1 protein-coding gene is annotated in these 488 nt (G+C 41.6%); it reads right to left on the reverse strand.

Annotated elements, in window-relative coordinates:
• Window positions 1-205 precede the first annotated feature (205 nt).
• Entirely contained in the window at window positions 206-436 is a 231-nt protein-coding gene (locus tag ACM0OR_RS28375) for a formylglycine-generating enzyme family protein (protein ID WP_414579738.1), read from the reverse strand.
• Window positions 437-488: the final 52 nt, after the last annotated feature.

Below are 488 nucleotides of genomic sequence, written 5' to 3' on the forward strand. Positions count from 1 at the left end.
GTAAGTGAACAATTATCACTTTACCTTGCTTTTGTTCTTAACCGAGAAGTATTGCAACCCAACCTACATGAGAAATTTGATCAAATGTGGTGTGTAATGGTTCTAATATCTAAACATCACATTTAGAAAAATTTTTTCCCCGCCATCAGGCGGAAAAAAAAGGTAAAAGAATAAGAAGTGCAGATGGCTAAAGGGCAAGGAATCCTCACGCGACAGCCACCGCCACGCGAAAACCAACACGGCCGTGACGATCAACTCGATCGTACCCATAGCGAAAGGCAGAACGGCAATGCCTGGCACTGTTAAGCCAACTACCGCCACGCAGCAGATTCATGCTGTCATCGCTACCCGTTAGCCACGGACTACCATCTTTCGGCGCGCCTTGGTAGCTATCATTATATACATCTTGACACCATTCATATATATCACCACACATAAGTAATCAAACAAAATTAATTACACAAATTAATATACAATATAATTTAGGA

Origin of the sequence: Anabaena sp. CCY 9402-a (assembly GCF_963920945.1) — a bacterium.
Taxonomy (GTDB): domain Bacteria; phylum Cyanobacteriota; class Cyanobacteriia; order Cyanobacteriales; family Nostocaceae; genus Trichormus; species Trichormus minutissimus.